We start from the raw sequence: 13,687 nt of genomic DNA, 5'->3' as shown, positions 1-13,687 counted from the left end.
ATCGCCCCGACCGCACGGCCTGGGCGCCCTCGGGACGCTACGCGCTCCGGCGTCCCCACGCCGAGACCAGGGGAGCCGTGGCGAGGTCGAGTCGGCCGGTGGCGACGTTGCGCAGGTGCCGGTCGATCTCCTCGTCGGTGGCGAGTCCTTCCGCCACCAGACGGGCCCGGATCTGCCGTACGGTCGCGGCTTCGAGGACGGCGCACGCGGGCGAGGTGATCGGGAAGTACGCGTCGGCCTGCACGTCACGAAGGCCCGCGTCGCGCAGCGCCCTCGGCAGGGTCCGCCCGTACGCGAGGTCGGCTCCGCGTGCCGCCATCAGCGCGCGGAAGCCGGAGCGCAGCCGGTTGGCGAGTTCCTGCTCGGGGCCCGACTCGTCGGGGCACAACAGCGGCTGCAACCCCGGGTCGGCGTCCTCGACGAGCAGCCGGCCGCCGGGGCGCAGCGCCCCCACCATCCGGCGCAGCGCCTCGGCCCGCTCGGCGACGTGCACCAGGACGAGCCGGGCGTGCACGAGGTCGAAGCCGCCGGGCGGCGGCGGGTCCGCGGCCACGTCGTGGCGCAGCACCTCGATCGGGCCACCGGCGATGTCCCGGGTCCAGGAGACGTCGATGTCGGTGGCGACCACCGTTCCTGTGGGGCCGACGCGCTCGGCGAGCCCGAGGGGGACGGAGGGCCCACCGGCGCCGATCTCCCAGCACCGCATGCCCGGGGCGATCCCGAGCCGGTCGACGTGCCGGAACGTCACCGGGTCGAACAACTCGCTCAGGGCGTCGAATCTGACCCCGGCCTCCGTCTGCCGGTTGTCCAACAGATAGCCGTGATCAGTGCCGTGATCGGTGCCGTGCTCAGCCATGGGGCGATTGTGGCAGGGAGTCACGGACGAGCGGACTCACAGGCACGCGAAGAGGTCGTCGAGGGGCGCCGGCACCTGTTCGGGGTCCAGTGCCTCGACGAGGAGGTGCCCGTAGCGGATCTTGCGCCCCTTCTTCGTACCGAGGAAGCGCCGCAGCAGCCGCTCCCGGGGTCTTCCCTGGTGTGCGGGCTGGCGCAGCAGGGTCTGCCAGGCGCGGAGATCGCCCTCGCCCTCGACGATCTCCTCCACCCGCGTCGCGCCCAGTGCGCGGATGAGTTCGTCCTCCAGGTCCGCGTCGCAGACGAAGACGTCCCCGCGCGGCGCCCGCGCCCGCTCGAAGCCCCGGTCGTAGAAGGGCTGCTCGCGGACATCGCACAGGCCCGCGAGGCGCAGGCCGATGCCGGAGGGTCCGAGGAGTCCGGCGAAGCGGCCGACGCTCATCGCGCCGCCCATCGACAGCACGCACACGCCCTCGGCGGCCAGGTCCCTGCCGCGCCGGGCGGCGAGCGTCTCGACGGCCGCGAGGTCGCTCGGCCCTTCGAGGAGCACCGCCGTGCGTACTCCCAGCCGCTCGGCCAGTTCCTGCGCCTGCCCGCCCGTACCGCCCGCCGCCCAGCCGATGATCTCGTCCCTGAACGCGCCCATGTCCGCCATGGGGCGAGTCTGCACCGCCCCCGACGTGCGGGTCACTGGTTTTTCGAGGCCACCCGGTCAGGGGTTTTGCATAATCATGCGTTTCCATACATACTCTTCCTATGTCAAAGGTTCTCACCTCACTGCCCACCGGCGAGCGCGTCGGCATCGCTTTCTCCGGCGGCCTCGACACCTCCGTCGCGGTCGCGTGGATGCGCGACAAGGGTGCCGTCCCGTGCACCTACACCGCCGACATCGGCCAGTACGACGAGCCCGACATCGCGTCGGTGCCCGGCCGTGCCAAGTCCTACGGCGCCGAGGTCGCGCGCCTGGTCGACTGCCGGGCGGCGCTGGTCGAGGAGGGCCTTGCCGCGCTCGCCTGCGGCGCGTTCCACATCCGCTCGGGCGGTCGCGCCTACTTCAACACCACTCCCCTGGGCCGGGCCGTCACCGGCACCCTCCTCGTGCGGGCGATGCTCGAGGACGACGTCCAGATCTGGGGCGACGGCTCGACGTTCAAGGGCAACGACATCGAGCGGTTCTACCGCTACGGCCTGCTCGCCAACCCCCAGCTGCGGATCTACAAGCCGTGGCTGGACGCCGACTTCGTGACCGAGCTCGGCGGCCGCAAGGAGATGTCGGAGTGGCTGGTCGCCCATGACCTGCCCTACCGCGACAGCACCGAGAAGGCGTACTCCACCGACGCCAACATCTGGGGCGCCACGCACGAGGCCAAGACCCTCGAGCACCTGGACACCGGCGTGGAGACCGTGAACCCGATCATGGGCGTGCGGTTCTGGGACCCGTCGGTGGAGATCGCCACCGAGGACGTCACCATCGGCTTCGAGCAGGGCCGCCCGGTGACGATCAACGGCGCGAAGTTCGCCACCGCGGTCGACCTGGTGATGGAGGCGAACGCGATCGGCGGGCGGCACGGCCTCGGCATGTCGGACCAGATCGAGAACCGGATCATCGAGGCGAAGAGCCGCGGCATCTACGAGGCGCCGGGCATGGCCCTGCTGCACGCCGCGTACGAGCGGCTGGTCAACGCGATCCACAACGAGGACACCCTCGCCCAGTACCACAACGAGGGCAGGCGGCTCGGCCGCCTGATGTACGAGGGCCGCTGGCTGGACCCGCAGGCACTGATGGTCCGTGAGTCGATCCAGCGGTGGGTCGGCTCGGCGGTCACCGGTGAGGTGACGCTGCGGCTGCGGCGCGGCGAGGACTACTCGCTCATCGACACCACGGGCCCCGCGTTCAGCTACCACCCGGACAAGCTGTCGATGGAGCGCACCGAGGACTCGGCGTTCGGCCCGGTGGACCGGATCGGCCAGTTGACCATGCGCAACCTCGACATCGCGGACTCGCGCGCCCGGCTCGAGCAGTACGCCGGTCTCGGCATCGTCGGCTCGAACCACCCCGAACTGATCGGCGCCGCCCAGGCGGCGGCGACCGGCCTGATCGGCACCATGCCCGAGGGCGGCGCCGAGGCCATCGCGTCGCGCGGCGAGGTCTCCGCCGACGACGAACTCCTCGACCGCGCCGCGATGGAGTCCGGAACGGACTGATCAGGAGCGATCCCCCCCCCCGTCCCGTCCCCACGGCGACGACCCCGCGCCCGGTTCACCGGGCACGGGGTCGTTTCGTTTTCAACACCATTCGCCCCGCAGGATGTTCGCAAGGCGCCGCGCCTGGCGCTGGGGTCGAACCCCGTGGTGGGTTCGTCGAGGAACAGCAGCCGGGGGTCGCCGATGACGCCGAGGGCGAGGTCGAGGCGGCGTTTCTGGCCGCCGGAGAGGTCCTTGACCCGGGCGGTCCGCTTCTCCGCGAGGCCCACCAGGTCGATGACCTCGTCCACGCCCCGGGGTGCCGGGTAGTACCCGGCGTTGCGTTCCAGCGTCTCGCGCACCGTGAGGTAGGGCTCGACCGCGATGTCCTGGAGCACGAGCCCGATGCGTTCTCGCAGCAGGCGGCTGTCCCCACGGTCCGACGGGTCGAGGCCGAGCACGTCGACCCGGCCGCCGTCGCGCGCGCGAAACCCCTCCAGGATCTCCAGGGTGGTCGTCTTGCCCGCGCCGTTCGGCCCGAGCAGAGCGAAGATCTCCCCCTCGGCGACCGTGAAGTCGACGCCGCGCAGCACCTCCTGCCGTCCGTAACTCTTCCGCAGGCGCTCCGCCGTCACCGCTGTCACCGAGCTCGCCCCATGATCCTCACCGCCGCGCGCCCCGCGACGTCGGGTGCCGCGCGGGAGCCGCGGGGCACGCACGACGTTAGGGCGGCCCGGCCGCGATCCGGGGCCGGGCCCCGCGCGCGATGACCTCCGTCACGAAAGCGGCGACACTTGTCAGCCCACCGGCCGGTGGGAGGCTGTTCGAGGGCCACCGATGCCACCGGCCGCCGCCCGGGCCGACGCCACGCCGTCGTACTCGCCGCATGCGTGCCCCGCTCCCCGTCGGAGAAGATCGGGCAGGATCGGAGAGGATCACAGCGCGCCCCGGCCCCCGGGACGGGGACGCGGCGGCGGCGACGGCCGGGCCCCGGCAAGCGAAAGCAGGTAGTACCGCATGTCCTTCGAGCAGACGGGCCCCTCCCGCCGTCTCTTCCTGTTGGCGGCGACCGCCGTGCCCCTCGCGGCCTGCGGCGCGGGCACGGGATCGTCCTCCGAGACGCACCCCGCACCGGACGGCCGCTCCGCGGATCCCGGGTCGAGCCCGAGCCCGACCCTGTTGGACACGGCACGGCTCAAGGCCCTTGAGCGCAAGCACGACGCCCGGCTCGGCGTCTACGCCCTGGCGACCGGCACCGGGGCGACGCTCGCCCACCGTGCCGACGAACGCTTCGCGTTCTGCTCGACCTTCAAGACGCTCGCCGCCGCGGCGGTCCTCGCCCGCAATCCGCTCAGCCACCTGGACAGGCGCGTCACCTTCACGCGGGCCCAGGTCAACTCCATCTCGCCGGTCACCGAGGACCACATCGCGACCGGCATGACCATCAAGCAGCTGTGCGACGCCGCCGTCCGCCACAGCGACGGCACCGCGGGCAACCTCCTGATGCGCGACCTCGGCGGCCCCGCCCGGCTGACCGACTATCTGCGCGACCTCGGGGACACCGTGAGCCGCATGGACCAGTACGAGCCCGAGCTCAACAGGGCCCGCCCCAAGGACCCGCGCGACACCACCACGCCCCGGGCCGTCGCCGCCGACTACCAGAAGCTCGTCCTCGGCGACGCGCTGCCCGCCGCGAAGCGCACGCTGCTCAAGGACTGGCTCGAACGCGGCGTCACCGGGGACAAGCGCATCCGGGCCGGGCTGCCCAAGGGCTGGACCGTGGCGGAGAAGACGGGAACGGGCGTCTACGGAAGGGCCAACGACATCGGCATCGCCTGGCCCGGCACCGGCGCCCCGCTCGTCATCGCCGTCATGTCCGACCGTTCCGGCTACGACGCCCGGCCCAAGGACGCGATGATCGCCGAGGCGACGGCGGAGATCGTCGCGGCCCTCACCTGAGGGCGTGGATCAGGGCTTGAGTCTCCAGCGGGGGGAGACATGAAGGTGGGGACATGAACGGCGACACGCTCTTCTCGATCGGTGATCTGGCGCGGCGGACCGGCCTGACGGTCAAGACCGTCCGGTTCTACTCCGACGCGGGGATCGTGCCGCCCACCGACCGCACCCCGTCCGGCTACCGCCTGTACGGCACCTCGGCCGTCGCACGCCTCGATCTCGTACGGACCCTGCGCGAGCTGGGACTCGACCTCGCCACGATCCGCAGGGTCGTCGACCGCGAGGTCCCGCTCCCCGAGGTCGCCGCGGCGCACGCGGAGGCGCTGGACGTACAGATCCGCGTCCTGCGACTGCGCCGCGCGGTGCTGACGGCGGTGGCCCAACGCGGCTCCACCCCTGAGGAGTTGGACCTCATGCACAAGCTTGCCAAGCTCTCCGCCGCCGAACGCGGACGACTGATTGACGACTTCCTCGGCACCGTCTTCGACGGACTGCGCACCCACCCCGCGTTCGCGGCGGTCGTACGCTCGATGACGCCCGAACTGCCCGACGACCCCGACCCCGAGCAGGTCACCGCGTGGGTGGAGCTGGCCGAGCTCTTCCAGGACGAGGGCTTCCGCGCCACCATGCGGCAGATGGCCGGGCAGTTGGCCGACGACCGGACGCCCGAGAGCGCCTCCGCCGTCCCCCGCGTCCTCGCCGAGACGGTCCGCGCCCAGGTCACCCCCGCCCTCGCGGCGGGCATCGACCCCGCGTCGCCGCTGGCCGAGCCCGTGGTCACCGCGATCAGCGCCCACTACGCGCGCATCCTCGACCGTCCCGACGACATCGACCTTCGCGGTCTGCTCGCGGACCGGCTGCACAGCATGGACGACCCCCGCAGGGACCAGTACCTGCGCCTCCTGGCCGTGATCAACGGCTGGCCCGCCCCGGAGAGCCTGGCCCCGGCGCTCCAGTGGTCCGTCGAGGCCCTGCATGCCCGACTCCCCCGTGAGCGTCGCGCGCCCGATGTCCACCGCACCCGCTGAACCGGCCGAGGCGCCGCCGCGTCGATGGCTCGCCGGATACCGGGACCTCCTCGCCGTACCGGGTTTCGGGCGGCTCGCCGTGGTGGGCCTGGCATCGAAGCTGCCCGCGGGCATGGTGGCACTGAGCCTGCTGCTCCTGGTCGGCCACGACCACGCGTACGGCACCGCGGGACTCGCCGTGAGCGGTGCGGCCGCCGGTCAGGCACTGACCGGTCCGCTGCGCGGGCGACTCGTCGACCGGTGCTCGCCGCGCCGGATCCTGCTCGGCTTCCTGGCGGCCCACCTCGTGGCCGTCACCGCGCTGGTGACGGCCGTGCGGGGTCACGCTTCCGTGGCCGCCGTGCTCACCCTCGCCGTCGCCCTGGGCGTCACCATGCCTCCCGCCGCCGTGATGATGCGCTCGGTCTGGCACGGCGCCACCGGCCCCCGTACGGCGGGCACGGCCATGGCGCTCGACTCCGCCATAATGGGCACGGCACTCATCACCGGGCCGCTGCTGGCCAGTTGGCTGAGCCTCTCCGTCTCACCCGAAGCGCCGTTCGTCGCCGTCGCACTGCTGACCACCGTTGCCGTCGCCCTGCTCGTCGGTGTGGTGGGCCCGTCCGGCGCTGTGCCGCGTCAGGCCGGGGCCGGGCACTGGCTCGGTCCCCTCACCTCGGCGCCGCTGCGCCGCCTGCTGGCCGTGGACGCGCTGTTCGTGGCTTCGGTCACCGGCATCGACGTGTTGCTGCCCGCCTACGCGCGGGAGTACGACGCGGTCGCGTACACGGGGTTGTGCCTGGGTGCCCTGTCCATCGGCAGCGTGCTGGGCGGCCTCGCGCTGGGGGCGCTGCCTTCGGGGCGGTTCGGCGGGCCCGGGATCGGCGCGCTGCTGGGGGTGTTCGCGGCAGGTGCCGGAGGGCTGGCCGTGGCCTGCCGGATCTCGCCGACGGCCGTGCTCCTGGCCTGCCCGTTCGCCGGCCTTGCGATCGGCTCCGCCTTCGGGGCACTGCGCGCCCTCGGCGGCGATCTCGCCCCGCAGGGCCGGGTGACCGAGACCATGTCGTGGCTCAGCAGCATCGACCTGGCCGGAGGCGCGGCGGGGGCGGCGCTGTTCGCCGGCCTCGCGGGCGCCCAAGGCAGCAGGAGCGCCCTGCTGCTCGTGCCCGCCGTACTCGTCCCCGCCGCGCTCCTCGGCCGGAAGGTCAGGCCCGACGCCGCCCGCTCCGGAGCTACGCCCCGTCCGCCTCGCGCCCCGCGGCGTGCTCGGTGAGCTGTTCGTTCACCTCGCGGGTCTGTTCGGCCAGGTCGCGGGCCCTGGCCTCGGCGCGGTCGGCACGGGCGTTGATGCGGGCGATGTCCTCCTCGATGACCTTGAGGGCCGCCTCGGCCGCGGCACCCGCCTCCTCGGCGTCCATGTCCTCGGGCAGGTCGTCGAGGGCGGTCCGCACCGCGGGGATGCCGCCACGGGCGTGGATCTCTTTCCAGAACTCGTAGTCCATCCCGCCATCCTGACCGATGGACCGCCGTCGGCGCTAAGCCGGGTCGACGGAGCCCGCCCGGCTCGGCGTGCTGAAGTCCAGTACGTCCTCGGCGGTCTGCTTGGTCTCCTCGGCCGCGCGGCGGGCCGTGGCGAGTACGTCGCCGTGCTCCTGGACCAGGGTGTGGTAGATCGGCGCCTGAGTGGCGTCAGTGGCTGGCATGACCAGCGGCTCCTTGTTCGGGGACATGATGTGTTCATCGGGTCGGCCGCAGTCGGCCGATCCGCGACCTTACGCGAAACCGGCAGGTGGTTCGTACCCGGCCCCGATCATGCCGCCACAGCCGTGTGACCTCTATGAAAGAGGTCACACGGCCGGACCTCAGGCGCAGTAGGTGTCCTGATCAGGACGGTCACCGGTCGCCAGATAGCGGGAGACCGTCCGGTCGCCGCACTCGTTCCCGTTGGCGAGGTAGGCATCGTGGCCCGTGGAGTTGACGGTCACCATGGTGGCCCGTCGGCCGAGCGCCTCGCGCATCTTGAGGGCGCCCTTGAGCGGGGTGGCCACGTCGCGTTCGTTCTGGACGAGCAGGATGTTGGACGGGCCTTCGTCGGTGATCCGCACGGGGGCCTCCTTCGGCTCGAAGGGCCAGGCGGCGCAGAGCATCGCGTTGCGGGGCATGCCCGCCGTGAGCGGGTGGGCGGCACGGCTCGCGGCCACGTCTTTCTCGTACGCGGCGGCCGACCTGGGCCACGCGACGTCGTTGCAGAGCGTGCCGGCGCCAACCGCGCTGACGTTCTGCAGTACGGCCTCGGGCGGCCCCTCGGGGGCGGGCGGCACCGTGCCCTTCCGGGCGGCGCGGATCAGCTTGGCAAGCTCCGCGAAACGGTCGGGGTCGTACAGCGCGTTCAGCATGGTCTGGCGCAGCACATTGCCGTTCAGCTCCTCGGGGTTGGCGCCGGGCCAGGGAATCGGCTCGCGGTCGAGGCGCTCGGCGAGCCGCAGGAACAGTGGCCGGATCTCTGCGGCGGTCTTCGCGACGCGGTCCGGATTGCCGGGCGCCGAAGCCCACTTGGCGAATTCGGGGAAGGTGTCCTCGACGCCGGCCTCGTGCCCGGCGTTCCAGGCCCGGGCGACGCGCGTGTGGTCGGGGTCGAGGTTGCTGTCCAGGACGAAGCGGTCGGTGCGGTGCGGGAACAGCTGGCTGTAGACCGCTCCGACGTACGTTCCGTACGAGACGCCCCAGGCGGAGATCCTGCGCTCGCCGAGTGCCGCCCGGATGCGGTCGATGTCCCGGGCCTCGTTGGCGGTGCTGAGGTTGCGGATCAGGTCGCCGCCGTTGCGTGCGCAGGCCTTTGCCGTACGCCGGGCGGTCGCCATGTTCTCGGTGATCGAGCCGTCGGCGGCGGGCCAGGGCCGCAGCTTCGACGCGGCGAGGTCGCCGTGTTCGAGGCCGCAGTCGACCTGGGTGGAGGCGGCGAGGCCGCGGGGGTCGATGCCGATCAGGTCGTAGGCGTCGCGCACCTGCTCGGGCAGCCGCTGACCTTTGTCCGAAGGGCTGTTGAGACCGGAGCCGCCGGGTCCGCCGGGGATCAGGAAGAGGGCGCCACGGCGCGCCGATGGCTTCTCGGCGGGAATGCGGGAGACGGCGATCTCGATCTTCTCGCCCTTGGGGTGCGCGTAGTCCATGGGTACTTCGAGGGTCGCGCAGCGCTGGCGGGGGTCGGTCTCGGCACCCTCGCACTTCGTCCAGTCGAGGGGCTTCGGCGCGGCCGCGGCGGCGGCCGTCGCGGTCGCGGTGAGCGGCGCTGTGAGCGCGAGGACCGCCGTGGAGGCGGCGAGCAGGGCCGCGTTTCGCTTGATCTTCGTCATGTACACAGCCTCACCGGTCCGCCCCGGCCGCCACATCCTCCCAACTGGCGGCTGCGGATGGGGGTTTACCCCTACAGGTCACCTAGGGGCGATCCTCGCGCACGACGCCCCTCGGGCCTCGCCCGGGGTATGCTCGGCCGCCATGATCATTTGGCTCAACGGAACCTTCGGCGCGGGCAAGACGACCACCTCGCTCGAACTGACCGCGCTCCTGCCCGAGTCGCGCGTCTTCGACACCGAACACGTCGGGTTCATGCTGCGGCACGTCCGCGACCTCGTGGACGGCGACTTCCAGCACGCGAAGCCGTGGCGCGGTCTGGTCGTGGCCACCGCGACCCAGCTGCTCGACCACTTCGGCGGCACCCTGGTCGTCCCGCAGACGGTGCTGGTGCGCCAGTACTGGCGGGAGATCCACGACGGACTCACGGCCGCCGGGATCCCCGTCCACCACTTCGTGCTGCACACCGATCGGGACACCCTCGTCCACCGCATCGACACCGACACGAAGCCCGAGAGCGCCCCCGCCAAGCAGTGGCGTCACGACCACCTCACGCCGTACGAGGAGGCCCTGCCCTGGCTCCGCGAGGAGGCCGAGGTGATCGACACGACGGACGTCCCCGCCGACCGCGTCGCGCGGCGCATCGCCGCGACGGTCGAGACCGCGGGACGCCCGGCCGTCGGCTGATGACGGACCACGGACCGCTCGCACCGCGCCTGCCCGCCGCCTTCTGGGAGGTGCCGTACGTCGCCGCCCGCTTCCCCGGATCGCCCGCTGTGGCGAGGCGGCCCGGCCTGACCGCGGGCGCCAACTGCCAGCTGTTCGCGTACGAGGTGCTCGCACACCTCGGTGCGGGCCGCCTGCCCGACCTGCGCTCCGACGAGCTGTGGGCCGACACGGAGGCCACCCACCGCGTCACGGACGTACGGCCGCTCGACCTGCTGCTGTTCAACGGCACCGACGATGCCTACGGCGCCCACGTCGGCCTCTGGGTGGGCGATGACGCGGTGCTCCACCTCTGCGCGGAGGCGGGACGGCCGGTCGTATGGGGACTCGCGGAGTTCGCGGCGCGGGCGCGGTACCGGTGCCTCGTGGGCGTCAAGCGTGCCGGACGGGGCGAGGGACCGGCCTCACCGCAGGGCGCCCGGTAAACCGGTCGCACGGCGATCTCCCCGCTGCTACGTTCACGGGCATGAAGCGTGCCGCGATGACGACGACGCCGGAGAGTGTCCCGGCGCGCTGACCGATGTTCGAGTCCGAAGCCCCGGGGCGAGTGCCCCGGGGCTTCGCGCTGGTCACTCGCCTCACGTCCGCGAGGAGACCGCCATGCACGACCACCGCAAACTCGGCCGCGAGCTCGACCTGTTCGGCACCGACCCGCTGATCGGCGCGGGCCTTCCGTACTGGCTGCCCGACGGCGCCGCCGTACGCCACGCCCTGGAGGAGTACGTCCGCGGTGCCGAGCGGCGCGCGGGCTACCGGCACGTGTACTCGCCGGTGCTCGGCAAGCGGGAGCTGTACGAGATCTCCGGCCACTGGTCGCACTACAGGGACGACATGTTCCCGCCGATGGAGATGGGCGGCGAAGAGGTCGTGCTGCGACCGAGCCTCTGTCCGCACCACGCGCTGATCTTCCGCTCCCGCGCCCGCAGCTACCGCGAGCTGCCGCTGCGCATGGCCGAGCTCGGCGGCATGTACCGCGCCGAACTCTCTGGCGTGATCGGCGGGTTGAACCGCGTCCGGGCCATCCAGCTGAACGACGCGCACATCTTCTGCACCCTGGACCAGGTCGCCGACGAGGCGCACGCCGCGCTCGAGATGATCCGCCGCGCGTACGAGGCGCTCGGCATCCGCGCGGCCCGCTTCCGGCTCTCGCTGCCCGCGCCGGGCGGCAAGTACGTCGCCGCCCCCGAGCACTGGCGCCGGTCCTCGGCCCTGCTGACCGACGCGCTCGAACGGTCGGGCCTGCCCTACGAGTCGGCCGAGGGAGAGGCCGCGTTCTACGGCCCCAAGATCGACGTCCAGGTCGCCGACGCGGCGGGGCGCGAGTCCACCCTCTCCACCGTCCAGGTCGACTTCCACCAGCCCGAGCGGTTCGGCCTGCGCTACGTCGGCGCCGACGGCGCCAAGCACCGCCCGGTGATGGTCCACCGCAGCATCATCGGCAGCGTGGAGCGGGCCGTGGCCCACCTCATCGAGGAACACGGCGGCGCCTTTCCCGCCTGGCTCGCGCCGGTCCAGGTGGCGGTCCTGCCCATCTCGGAGGCCGAGGTGTCCGGCGCCGAGGCGTTCGTGCGGCAGTGTGTCGACCAGGGGTTGCGGGCCGAGCTCGTCGGTCCCGAGCGCGGCAGCCTCTCGTCGCGCGTCCGGGTCGCGCGCCGCGTGCCCTACCAGGCGGTGATCGGGGCGAAGGAGGCCGTCGACGGCCTCGTCGCGCTTCGTCTGCGCGACGGGCGACGCGTCGGCGCCCTGCCCGCCGCGGAGGTGCTGTCCCGTGTGGGCGCGTTGGTCTCCGCGCACCGGCCCGTGCTGTGGGACGAGGCCCCGTAAGGGGCGCGGGGAACTGCGCGAGCAACCAGAGAAGAGCCGCAGTCGCGTCTGCCGGATCACCGAGCAGACGCGACTGCGGCACGTCTTGCGCTGAGCGCGCAGTTCCCCGCGCCCCTTACGGGGCCAGTGCCTTGAGGATCAGCGTCGCGCCCATGATCGCCATCGTCACGGCGATGACGATGTCCAGGGCCCGCCACGACGCGGGCCGCGCGAAGAACCCGCTGAACAGCCGCGCACCGAAGCCGAGCGCGGTGAACCAGCAGAGGCTGCCGATCACCGCACCGACCCCGAACGCCCAGCGCAGCGCGCCGTGCCCGGCGGCGACGGAGCCGAGCAGCAGGACGGTGTCGAGGTAGACGTGCGGGTTGAGCCAGGTCATGGCCAGGCAGGCGAGCAGCGCGCCACGCCGTGAGCCCGCCGTCGTGCCCGTCGCGGCCAGCGCCGAGGGGCGCAGCGCACGGCGCCCCGCCAGTACGGCGTACGTCAGCAGGAATCCGCCGCCGATCAGGCCGACGAGGGTCATCGCCGGGGGCCAGGCCGTCACCACGGTGCCGACCCCCGCGACGCCCGCGGCGATCAGCACGGCGTCGGACGCGGCACAGATGGCCACCACGGAGGACACGGCCTCGCGCCGGATGCCCTGACGCAGGACGAGGGCGTTCTGCGAGCCGATGGCGACGATGAGCGAGAGTCCGGTGCCGAATCCGGTGGCCGCGGCGGTCAGTGCTGATCCCATGAGCACCGACGTTAGGGATCACCGAGCCCATAAGTAAAGCTAAAGATTCTCATGTAGCTTAAGCAATCGTGATGACTGAGCTGCCCCTCGACCACGTGCGGACACTGCTCGCCGTGGTCGACGAAGGAACCTTCGACGCGGCCGCGGCCGCCCTGCACGTCACGCCGTCCGCGGTCAGCCAGCGCGTCAAGGCACTGGAGCGCAGGACCGGACGCGTCCTGCTGATGCGCACGAAGCCGGTGCGGCCCACCGAGTCGGGGCAGGTCGTGGTGCGGTTCGCCCGGCAGATGGCGCGGCTGGAACGGGACGCGCGGGCCGACCTGGGCATCAGCGGCACGGGCGATCCGGGAGAGCCCGGAGAGCCCGCGCTGCTGCCGGTCGCGGTGAACGCGGACTCGCTCGCCACCTGGTTCCTGTCCGCCCTCTCCCGGATCCCCGACGAGGCGCGGATCTGCTTCGAGCTGCGTCGCGAGGACGAGGACCACACGACCGCGCTGCTGCGCGAGGGCGCGGTGATGGCCGCGGTGACCTCCTCGCCCGACGCGGTGGCGGGCTGCACGGTGCGACGCCTCGGCCGGATGCGGTATCTGCCCGTGGCCACGGGCGAGTTCACCGCGCGACGGCTCGGCGACTGGCCCCGGGCGCCACTTGCGGAGGTCCTCGCGGACGCGCCGGTGGTCTGCTTCGACCGCCGCGACTCGCTCCAGGAGCACTTCGTCCGGGAGGTCACCGAAGGGCGGCGCGGGGCGAGTCGGCTGCGGCACTACGTGCCCTCGTCACGGGGGTTCGTCGAGGCGATCGCGGCGGGGCTCGGCTGGGGCGTGGTGCCGCGGACGCAGGCCGAACCGCTCCTACGGTCCGGCGCGCTCGTCCTCCTCGATCCCGAACGGACCGTGGACGTCCCGCTGTTCTGGCAGCAGTGGAAGCTCGACTCCCCCGCGCTCGCCACACTGGCGGACGCGGTGACGGAGGCGGCGGCGGAGCATCTGCGCCGCTGAAGGGCCATCGAAGGGCCCGTCGGGAGGGGTTCAAGACGCCCCGCGCGCGG

General features: G+C 72.6%; 14 protein-coding genes and 1 pseudogene. 8 read left to right on the top strand and 7 right to left on the bottom strand.

What is annotated here, in order from left to right:
* Positions 1-37: 37 nt before the first annotated feature.
* Positions 38-856 (bottom strand): methyltransferase domain-containing protein, encoded by an 819-nt coding sequence (locus tag KY5_RS39965; RefSeq protein ID WP_098246770.1) that lies wholly within the window; start codon positions 854-856, stop codon positions 38-40.
* Positions 857-892: 36 nt separating this feature from the next.
* The gene (locus KY5_RS39960; protein WP_098246769.1) at positions 893-1,510 is read right to left on the bottom strand and encodes a TOPRIM nucleotidyl transferase/hydrolase domain-containing protein; all 618 of its coding nucleotides are present in this window, start codon (positions 1,508-1,510) and stop codon (positions 893-895) included.
* 101 nt (positions 1,511-1,611) lie between these two features.
* Between KY5_RS39960 and argG the strand changes: the two genes are divergently transcribed.
* Positions 1,612-3,060: an argininosuccinate synthase gene (argG, locus tag KY5_RS39955; RefSeq protein ID WP_098246768.1), complete on the top strand. Its 1,449-nt coding sequence runs from the start codon at positions 1,612-1,614 to the stop codon at positions 3,058-3,060.
* Positions 3,061-3,173: 113 nt separating this feature from the next.
* Here argG and KY5_RS39950 read toward each other — a convergent pair.
* Positions 3,174-3,683 (bottom strand): annotated as a pseudogene (locus KY5_RS39950) (ABC transporter ATP-binding protein); the annotation flags it as partial.
* A 373-nt stretch (positions 3,684-4,056) separates the two neighbouring features.
* On the opposite strand from KY5_RS39950, the gene bla reads away from it, so the two are divergent.
* From bla to KY5_RS39935, 3 genes are read left to right on the top strand one after another with little or no spacing between them, the layout of a single operon-like run.
* Positions 4,057-4,998: a class A beta-lactamase gene (gene bla / locus KY5_RS39945; protein WP_098246767.1), complete on the top strand. Its 942-nt coding sequence runs from the start codon at positions 4,057-4,059 to the stop codon at positions 4,996-4,998.
* A 53-nt stretch (positions 4,999-5,051) separates the two neighbouring features.
* Entirely contained in the window at positions 5,052-6,023 is a 972-nt protein-coding gene (locus KY5_RS39940; protein WP_098246766.1) for a MerR family transcriptional regulator, read from the top strand.
* On the top strand, positions 5,971-7,275 hold the full coding sequence (locus KY5_RS39935; protein ID WP_234363101.1) for an MFS transporter: 1,305 nt from the start codon (positions 5,971-5,973) through the stop codon (positions 7,273-7,275). The genes KY5_RS39940 and KY5_RS39935 overlap by 53 nt, the downstream gene beginning before the upstream one ends.
* Here the strand turns inward: KY5_RS39935 and KY5_RS39930 are convergent.
* The 3 genes from KY5_RS39930 to KY5_RS39920 all read right to left on the bottom strand — a co-directional run bounded on the left by KY5_RS39930 (position 7,235) and on the right by KY5_RS39920 (position 9,355).
* The gene (locus tag KY5_RS39930; RefSeq protein ID WP_098246765.1) at positions 7,235-7,504 is read right to left on the bottom strand and encodes a hypothetical protein; all 270 of its coding nucleotides are present in this window, start codon (positions 7,502-7,504) and stop codon (positions 7,235-7,237) included. The two genes, KY5_RS39935 and KY5_RS39930, sit on opposite strands and share 41 nt — an antisense overlap.
* A 33-nt stretch (positions 7,505-7,537) precedes the next feature.
* Positions 7,538-7,705, bottom strand: a complete 168-nt coding sequence (locus KY5_RS42365) for a hypothetical protein (protein ID WP_199843466.1) — start codon at positions 7,703-7,705, stop codon at positions 7,538-7,540.
* A 159-nt stretch (positions 7,706-7,864) separates the two neighbouring features.
* On the bottom strand, positions 7,865-9,355 hold the full coding sequence (locus KY5_RS39920; protein WP_098247811.1) for an alpha/beta hydrolase: 1,491 nt from the start codon (positions 9,353-9,355) through the stop codon (positions 7,865-7,867).
* A 142-nt stretch (positions 9,356-9,497) separates the two neighbouring features.
* On the opposite strand from KY5_RS39920, the gene KY5_RS39915 reads away from it, so the two are divergent.
* From KY5_RS39915 to thrS, 3 genes are read left to right on the top strand one after another with little or no spacing between them, the layout of a single operon-like run.
* Positions 9,498-10,040: an AAA family ATPase gene (locus KY5_RS39915; RefSeq protein ID WP_098246763.1), complete on the top strand. Its 543-nt coding sequence runs from the start codon at positions 9,498-9,500 to the stop codon at positions 10,038-10,040.
* On the top strand, positions 10,040-10,504 hold the full coding sequence (locus KY5_RS39910) for a C40 family peptidase (RefSeq protein ID WP_098246762.1): 465 nt from the start codon (positions 10,040-10,042) through the stop codon (positions 10,502-10,504). Before KY5_RS39915 ends, KY5_RS39910 begins: the two co-directional genes overlap by 1 nt.
* Positions 10,458-11,903, top strand: coding sequence for a threonine--tRNA ligase (thrS, locus tag KY5_RS39905; protein ID WP_324965829.1), 1,446 nt, complete (start codon positions 10,458-10,460; stop codon positions 11,901-11,903). Before KY5_RS39910 ends, thrS begins: the two co-directional genes overlap by 47 nt.
* A gap of 115 nt (positions 11,904-12,018) precedes the next feature.
* On the opposite strand, the gene KY5_RS39900 is transcribed toward thrS, so the two are convergent.
* Positions 12,019-12,639 (bottom strand): LysE/ArgO family amino acid transporter, encoded by a 621-nt coding sequence (locus KY5_RS39900; protein WP_098246760.1) that lies wholly within the window; start codon positions 12,637-12,639, stop codon positions 12,019-12,021.
* A 68-nt stretch (positions 12,640-12,707) separates the two neighbouring features.
* Between KY5_RS39900 and KY5_RS39895 the strand changes: the two genes are divergently transcribed.
* Positions 12,708-13,637, top strand: a complete 930-nt coding sequence (locus tag KY5_RS39895; protein WP_098246759.1) for a LysR family transcriptional regulator ArgP — start codon at positions 12,708-12,710, stop codon at positions 13,635-13,637.
* Positions 13,638-13,687 lie beyond the last annotated feature (50 nt).

The organism is Streptomyces formicae (genome assembly GCF_002556545.1).
GTDB lineage: Bacteria > Actinomycetota > Actinomycetes > Streptomycetales > Streptomycetaceae > Streptomyces > Streptomyces formicae_A.
This window is presented reverse-complemented; position numbering and strand designations above follow the sequence as displayed.

Bases quoted from the DNA above. Each gene is read 5' to 3' on its own strand.
- KY5_RS39960 (WP_098246769.1), bottom strand. From the start codon at position 1,510: ATGGCGGACATGGGCGCGTTCAGGGACGAGATCATCGGCTGGGCGGCG.
- argG (WP_098246768.1), top strand. From the start codon at position 1,612: ATGTCAAAGGTTCTCACCTCACTGCCCACCGGCGAGCGCGTCGGCATC.
- KY5_RS39900 (WP_098246760.1), bottom strand. From the start codon at position 12,639: ATGGGATCAGCACTGACCGCCGCGGCCACCGGATTCGGCACCGGACTC.
- KY5_RS39920 (WP_098247811.1), bottom strand. From the start codon at position 9,355: ATGACGAAGATCAAGCGAAACGCGGCCCTGCTCGCCGCCTCCACGGCG.
- KY5_RS39915 (WP_098246763.1), top strand. From the start codon at position 9,498: ATGATCATTTGGCTCAACGGAACCTTCGGCGCGGGCAAGACGACCACC.
- KY5_RS39965 (WP_098246770.1), bottom strand. From the start codon at position 856: ATGGCTGAGCACGGCACCGATCACGGCACTGATCACGGCTATCTGTTG.
- KY5_RS42365 (WP_199843466.1), bottom strand. From the start codon at position 7,705: ATGCCAGCCACTGACGCCACTCAGGCGCCGATCTACCACACCCTGGTC.
- KY5_RS39940 (WP_098246766.1), top strand. From the start codon at position 5,052: ATGAACGGCGACACGCTCTTCTCGATCGGTGATCTGGCGCGGCGGACC.
- KY5_RS39910 (WP_098246762.1), top strand. From the start codon at position 10,040: ATGACGGACCACGGACCGCTCGCACCGCGCCTGCCCGCCGCCTTCTGG.
- KY5_RS39935 (WP_234363101.1), top strand. From the start codon at position 5,971: ATGCCCGACTCCCCCGTGAGCGTCGCGCGCCCGATGTCCACCGCACCC.
- bla (WP_098246767.1), top strand. From the start codon at position 4,057: ATGTCCTTCGAGCAGACGGGCCCCTCCCGCCGTCTCTTCCTGTTGGCG.
- KY5_RS39930 (WP_098246765.1), bottom strand. From the start codon at position 7,504: ATGGACTACGAGTTCTGGAAAGAGATCCACGCCCGTGGCGGCATCCCC.